Below are 6826 nucleotides of genomic sequence, written 5' to 3' on the forward strand. Positions count from 1 at the left end.
CTCACCGGTCCCCGCCGCCCTCGCGGACCCGCGCGAGCCCGTCCCTCATGTGGTCGACCAGCAACTCCCTGGCCCGATCCGGGTCCCCGGCCCGCACGGCGTCGGCGATCGCGCGGTGTTCGGCGAGCCTGGACTCGGCGTCCGAGTAGGTGCCGCGCATGGCGTGCAGGCACATGCTCGTCTCGACCAGGACGGTCTCGTGCACCCGCGACAGGCGGGGGCTCCGGGCCGCCTCGACCAGGACGTGATGGAAGTCCAGGTCCGCCTCGACCATGGCCTCCGACCGTGGCTCGTCGGCGAGGGACGCCATCGCGGCGACGGCGGCGTCGAGCGCGTCGGCGGTGTCGACTCCCCACCCCAGCGCGAGCACGCGGTCCAGCGCGGCGGTCTCGACGGTCGTGCGCAACAGGTACATGTCCTCGACCGCCTCGGCGGAGAGGTCCGGGACGAAGAGCCCCCGGTTGCGGTGCGAGACGAGCAACCCCTCCTGGGTCAGCCGCTGCATGGCCTCCCGCAGCGGCCCGCGGCTCACCCCGAGCGAACGCGCCAGCGCGGCCTCGCCGAGCTGGGCGCCCGGGGGGAAGGTGCCGTCCGAGATCGCGCGGCGGAGGGCGCGCGCGATGAGCGCGGGGGTCGACTCGCGGACGACCGGCTCCAGCCCGGCGGCGGCCTCCGGACCGGGGTCCGGTCCGATCGCGGTCATCCCCCGGTACCCCCGGCGGCGGACGCGTGGACCCGTGGGGTGGGGACGACCCGCCCCAGCGCCGCCTCGAGCGCCGCGCCGACCCGCACGACGAGGCGGTCCTCGAACCGTGCTCCCACGATCTGGATCCCCACCGGCAGCCCCGCGTCCGTGGTCCCGCAGGGCAGGCTGAGGGCCGGCTGCTGGGTCATGTTGAACGGGTAGGTGTACGGGGTCCACGAGGTCCAGTCGGGACTGTGCCAGCCCGGGGGCACATCCGATCCGGCGGCGAAGGCCGGGATCGGGGTGGTGGGTGTGATCAGGATGTCGTATCCCTGGTGGAAGTCCGCCATCCGGGCGCCCAACGCCATCCGCACCGCCACCGCGTCGAGATAGTCGGCCGCGGAGTAGTCGTGGTACCGGCCCAACGCCTCACGCATGGACGGATCGACGTGGTCGATCGCGTCGGGGCCGTGCGGCGCGAGCACCGCGGCCAGGCCCGCGAACCACAGCACGTGGAAGGCGTCGACGGGATCGCTGACCCCGGGGTCGACCGATTCCACCCGCGCCCCCAGGGACTCCAGGACGCCGACGGCGCGCGTCACCTCGCGCTCCACCTCGGGGTCGTTGGTACCGAACCCCAGGTCGGGGCTGTACGCGACCCGCAGACCCTCGAGCGGACGATCCCCGTCGACGCCCTCCGTGGCCGCGGCGAGGTACCCGCCCGGGCCAGGGGTCGTGGCGCGGGCCGGGACCGCCGACCAGTCCCGGGGGTCGGGGCGGAGCAGCGCGTCCATGAACGCGGCGGTGTCGGCGACCGTCCGGGTCATCGGTCCGGCGTGGGCGAGCGTGCCGAACGGACTCGACGGGAACATGGGGATCACGCCGTACGTGGGCTTGAGCGCGACGATGCCGCAGAACGCGGCGGGGATCCGGACCGAACCGCCGCCGTCGGTGCCCAGGGCGAGGGGGCCGAGACCGGCCGCGACGGCAGCCGACGCGCCACCGCTCGATCCGCCCGGGGTGAGGTCGGGGTCGTGGGGGTTGCGGGTGACACCGGTGAGGGTGTTGTCGGTGACCCCCTTCCACGCGAACTCCGGGGTGGTGGTCTTGCCGATCACCACGCAGCCGGCCTCGTGCACCGCCGAGGTCACCGGGGCGTCGTCGGGCCACGACCCGGGGTCGGCGGCACCGGGCTTGTCGGCGAGCAGTCGCGAACCGCGCAGCGTCGGCACCCCACGGGTGTAGAAGATGTCCTTGATCGAGGTGGGGACGCCGTCGATCGGGCCGAGGGGCTCACCCCGCCGGTAGCGGTCCTCCGATCGACGGGCCGCGGCGAGGGTCGACTCGGGGTCGAGGTGGCAGAAGGCGTTGATCTCGCCGTCGACCCGTTCGATCGCCTCGAGGGCGTGTTCCGCGGCGTCGACCGGGGACAGCGCGCCGCTGCGGAAGCGCTCGGAGAGCTCCAGGGCCGTCAGGGACGTGGTCATCCATCTACCTTCCGTCGGATTGTCGACAATCCTACAGTCGACCACCGATCCGTCAACACGCCGGCCTCCCCCGACACCGCGGGCGCGTCACCGGACACCACACCCGGAGCGACCCGGCCTTCTACCCTGGGTGCCATGACCCCAGCTGACGACGCCACCCCCGACGGGCGGTCCGCGCTCCACCCGGACGCCGATCCCCCTGCCGCCGTCGACCTGTCCCCCGAGCTCGCCGACGCCCTGGGCCGCGCGGCGCGGACCCCCACCCTGGTGATCGCGTGCGACTACGACGGGACCCTGGCGCCGTTCGTCGACGACCCGACCCTCGCCGTCCCGGCACCCGGCGCCATCGACGCCCTCGATCGGCTCGCCGGGCTGCCGCGGACCACGGTCGCCCTGTTGTCCGGCCGCAACCGTGAGGCACTCGCCCGGGTGAGCGGTGCCGTCGCGCCGCTGGTGCTGGTGGGTAGCCACGGGTCGGAGTGGGAGGGCGGGTTCGACACGCCCCTGGACGACGACGAGCTCGCCCGGCTCGACCGTGTGGGTTCCGAACTCTCCGAGATCGTCTCGCGCACCCCCGGCGCCCACGTCGAGCACAAGCCCACGGCCGCCGTCCTGCACGTCCGCCCGGTCGAGGACCCGGCCCTGCGCCAACGGGCGATGGCCGAGGCGATGGCCCGACCCGCCGCCCTCGACGGCGTGTTCGTGACCGAGGGCAAGAACGTCGTGGAGATCGCGGTCCGCGAGGCGAGCAAGGGCGCGGCGATCGAGAGGCTGGTCGAGCAGACCGGGGCGGAGATCGCGATCTTCATCGGCGACGACGTGACCGACGAGCGGGGTTTCGCGCGCCTGCGCGACGGGGACATCGGGATCAAGGTCGGAGACGGCCGGACTCTCGCCACACACCGCGTGGCCGACATCCCCGCGGTGGTGGGGCTGCTCTCCCGGCTCGCCGAACTGCGGGGCTGACCTCCGGGCCACCCCGCGGTTGACCCCGTCGGCGAGGATCAACATACACTTAACGACAACGGTTCCCATTGCTACGAGAGCGGTCTTCGCCATGTCGTCATCCAGCCTGTCCCGCACCCCCCTGCCAGCCCGGGCCGCGGCGATCGCCGCCGCCGCGCTCCTCGGAGGAGCCGTCCTGACCGCCTGCGGGTCGGAGGACGGTTCCGGCGAGGGCGCCACGGCCACCGGACCGACCGTCGTGGCCTCCACGAGCGTCTACGCCGACATCGCCGAGCAGGTGGCCGGGGACAACGCGACAGTGGAGGCCGTGATCTCCGACCCGGCCGCCGACCCGCACTCCTACGAGGCGAGCCCGGCCGACGCGGCAGCGGTCAGCGGCGCGGACCTCGTGGTCTACAACGGCGCCGGGTACGACTCCTTCGTGGACCGGGCCCTCGAGAACGCCGCGGACGTCCCCGTGGTCCGGGCGGTCGACGAGTACGAACGCGTCACCGGCGAGTCGATCGCCGAGCACTCCCACGGCGACGAGCACGGTTCGGACGACCACGGTGCGGACGAGCACGGGCACGACGACGATCACGGTGCCGAGGGCGGTCACGGTGCCGAGGACGGTCACGACGGCCACGGATCGGACGACGATCACGCCGGCCACGACCACGCGTCCGACACCAACGAGCACGTCTGGTTCAGTCTGCCCACCGCGGCCGCCGTGGCCGAGCGGGTGGCCGAGGAGCTGGCGGCGATCGACGAGGAGAACGCCGAGGAGTACCGCGAGAACGCCGACCGGTTCGCCGACTCCCTCGCCCCCCTCGAGGCCGAGCTCGACGCGATCCACGACCGCGGGCACTTCCCCTACGCCCAGACCGAGCGGGTCGGCGCCCACCTGTTCGACGCCGCCCACATGGTCGACCTGACGCCGCGCGGATTCCTGGCCTCGATCGAGGACGACACCGACCCGTCCGCGGCCGACCTCTCCGCCATGCTCGACCTGATGGGCGAGCGGGAGGTCGCGTTCCTCGCGTTCAACACCCAGACCGAGACCACCGTGACCGCCCGCGTCCGTGACGCCGCCGAGTCGGCGGACGTCGCCGTCGTCGACCTCACCGAGACCCTCCCCGAGGGCATGGACTACACCACGTGGATGACGGGGATCGTCAACTCGCTGTCCTCGGCCCTCGACGGTGCGACCCCGGTCGCCGATGGTGGACACTGACCAGGTGACATCTCACTTCCGCGGCGAACCCGGCCCCGGGACGGTCGTCTCCCTGGAGTCGGTGACGGTCTCGCGCGGCGGGCGCACCCTCATCCGCGATCTCGACCTCGAGGTGGCCGCCGGGGAGTTCGTCGCCGTGCTCGGCCCCAACGGAGCCGGCAAGACGACCCTGCTCAAGGTGCTCCTCGGCGAGCTGGCACCCGATTCCGGCACCGTGCTGGTGGACGGCCGCGCCCCCGGCGACCGCGGAACCCACCTGGGGTACGTGCCCCAGCAGAAGGCGTTCGACCCCGGGATCACCCTGCGAGGACGCGACCTGGTCGGACTCGGGATCGACGGGACCCGCTGGGGTCCGGGGTGGCCGTCCCGGCGCGGCGAGAAGCGTCGGGTGGTCGACGCCGCGCTGGACCGCCTGGGGGCCGGGCAGCTGGCGGACAAGCCGCTCGGTCGCATGTCCGGAGGCGAGCAGCAACGCGTCCGGGTAGCCCAGGCCATCGCGTGCGACCCGTGCGTCATGCTCTGCGACGAGCCGCTGCTGAGCCTGGACCTCACCGGCCAGCGCACCGTCGCCTCGGTACTCGACCACCGCCGTCGTCACCACGGCACCGCGGTCCTCTTCGTCACCCACGAGATCAACCCGGTCCTGCCGATGGTCGACCGGATCGTCTACCTCGTGGACGGGCGCCACCGCATCGGCACCCCGGAGGAGGTGTTCACCACCGAGGTCATGTCCGACCTCTACTCCTCGCCCGTCGAGGTGTTGCGGGTCCGCGGCCAGATCATCGTGGTGGGCGACACCCAGCACCTGTGCGCCGAACCCTGGTCCACCGGCCACCACCATCACGACGACACCCACCCCGGAGCGCACTGATGGACCGCCTGCTCGAGATCGCCGGGACGATCGCCGACACCGAGGTGACCGCGCACCTGCTCCGCCAGGACTTCGTGCTCTACGGATTGGTCGCGATCGCGCTGCTCGGCCTGCTGGCCGGGGCGATCGGGCCGTTCATCGTGATGCGGCAGATGTCGTTCTCCGTGCACGGCGCCAGCGAACTCGCCCTCACCGGCGCCGCCGCCGCACTGCTGTTCGGCCTCAACCTGGGCCTGGGTGCGATCCTCGGATCCGTGGTGGCCGCGCTGATCTTCGGACTCATGGGCGCCCGCGCCTCCCAGCGCGACAGTTCGATCGGCGTGGTCATGGCGTTCGGCCTCGGCATGGCCGTGCTGTTCATCCACCTCTACCCGGGCCGGTCGGGGACCAGCTTCTCCCTGCTGACCGGGCAGATCGTGGGCGTGTCGGAGCACGGCGTGGTCCAGATGGCGGTGGTCGCGGCGATCATCTGCGTCACGTTGATCGCGCTCTACCGTCCGCTGGTCTTCTCCTCCGCGGACCCCGAGGTCGCCGAGGCGCGGGGGGTTCCCGTGCGCGCGATCAACCTGGTCTTCGCGGTACTGGTGGGCCTCGCGGCCGCCCAGGCCGTCCAGGTGGTGGGGGCGCTGCTCGTGCTCTCGCTGCTCATCACCCCTGCCGCCGCCGCGGCCGCCGTCACCTCGAGCCCCGGGCGCGCGATCGCCCTGACCATCCTGTTCGCCCAGATCGCCGCGGTCGGTGGGATGCTGCTCTCGCTCGCGCCCGGGGTGCCCGTCTCGGTGTTCGTCACCACCATCTCCTTCGTCATCTACCTGGCGTGCCGGGCGGTCGCGGCACTCCGGAGCTGAGCACCGACCGGCCCGCGTGACTACCGTCGGACGGGTGCCCATCGACCCCGACCCCCCTGCCGAGCGACCCGCCGGACCCCCGGCCGACCCCCCGGACGAGCGCAGCGCTGAGCTCGACGCGATCCGCGCCGCGTTCCCGACCCTCGCCTGGGACTCGGCGTCGTGGATCGACGAGGGCTGGGACCACGTGGTGGTGCTGTGCCGCGGGTGCCGCGGGGCCGACTCCCTCGGGCACCGGGAGCTGGTGTTCCGGTTCCCGACGGACGAGCAGGCGCTCGCCCAGCTCCCGCAGGAGATCGCCGTCCTCGACCACCTGTCCCCCGGTGTCGACGCCGCGATCCCCCGGTACACGCACGTCCCGTCGGGCGGCGGCTTCGCCGGGTATCCGCTGGTGGGTGGGGACAGGCTGACCCCCGAGCTACTCCGCGGTCTGCCCACGACGGACAGGACGTCGGTGGCCGGGCAGCTCGGTGCCCTGCTGGCGGCGCTGCACGCGGCCGACACCTCCACCCCGCCGCTGGACCGGGTCCCGGACTCGTACCAACCCGAGAACCTGGACTTCGTGCGGGGGATCGTGGCCCACGACCTCCCTGCGGTGTTCACCGAGGACGAGATGCGGACCGCGCGGGAGATCTGTGACGAGGTCGCCGCGCTCCAGTCCACCCTGCTGCCCAGGGTCTTCCTGCACAACGACGTCTACGTCCGTCACCTGTACTGGGATCGGCGGACGTCCCCGGGCCGGCTGGGGCTCATCGA

Annotated in this window: 7 protein-coding genes; 5 read left to right on the plus strand and 2 right to left on the minus strand. The window is 72.9% G+C overall.

Annotated elements, in window-relative coordinates:
- Position 1 precedes the first annotated feature (1 nt).
- A complete protein-coding gene (locus ABD250_RS05745) occupies positions 2 to 703 on the minus strand; it encodes a GntR family transcriptional regulator (protein ID WP_179524513.1) in 702 nt (233 codons plus the stop codon).
- Positions 700 to 2172, minus strand: a complete 1473-nt coding sequence (locus ABD250_RS05750; protein WP_182659363.1) for an amidase — start codon at positions 2170 to 2172, stop codon at positions 700 to 702. Before ABD250_RS05750 ends, ABD250_RS05745 begins: the two co-directional genes overlap by 4 nt.
- A 135-nt stretch (positions 2173 to 2307) precedes the next feature.
- On the opposite strand from ABD250_RS05750, the gene otsB reads away from it, so the two are divergent.
- The 5 genes from otsB to ABD250_RS05775 form a co-directional block, all read left to right on the plus strand.
- The gene (gene otsB / locus ABD250_RS05755) at positions 2308 to 3138 is read left to right on the plus strand and encodes a trehalose-phosphatase (RefSeq protein WP_182659364.1); all 831 of its coding nucleotides are present in this window, start codon (positions 2308 to 2310) and stop codon (positions 3136 to 3138) included.
- Between the two features lie 91 nt (positions 3139 to 3229).
- A complete protein-coding gene (locus ABD250_RS05760) occupies positions 3230 to 4351 on the plus strand; it encodes a metal ABC transporter solute-binding protein, Zn/Mn family (protein ID WP_179524510.1) in 1122 nt (373 codons plus the stop codon).
- Positions 4338 to 5222, plus strand: coding sequence for a metal ABC transporter ATP-binding protein (locus ABD250_RS05765; protein WP_179524509.1), 885 nt, complete (start codon positions 4338 to 4340; stop codon positions 5220 to 5222). The genes ABD250_RS05760 and ABD250_RS05765 overlap by 14 nt, the downstream gene beginning before the upstream one ends.
- The gene (locus ABD250_RS05770; protein WP_179524508.1) at positions 5222 to 6070 is read left to right on the plus strand and encodes a metal ABC transporter permease; all 849 of its coding nucleotides are present in this window, start codon (positions 5222 to 5224) and stop codon (positions 6068 to 6070) included. Before ABD250_RS05765 ends, ABD250_RS05770 begins: the two co-directional genes overlap by 1 nt.
- 34 nt (positions 6071 to 6104) lie before the next feature.
- Positions 6105 to 6826 (plus strand): phosphotransferase (locus ABD250_RS05775; protein WP_344391189.1); only part of this gene is annotated, 722 nt, incomplete at its 3' end.

This window comes from Dietzia cercidiphylli (genome assembly GCF_039531545.1).
GTDB classification, from domain to species: Bacteria; Actinomycetota; Actinomycetes; order Mycobacteriales; family Mycobacteriaceae; genus Dietzia; species Dietzia natronolimnaea.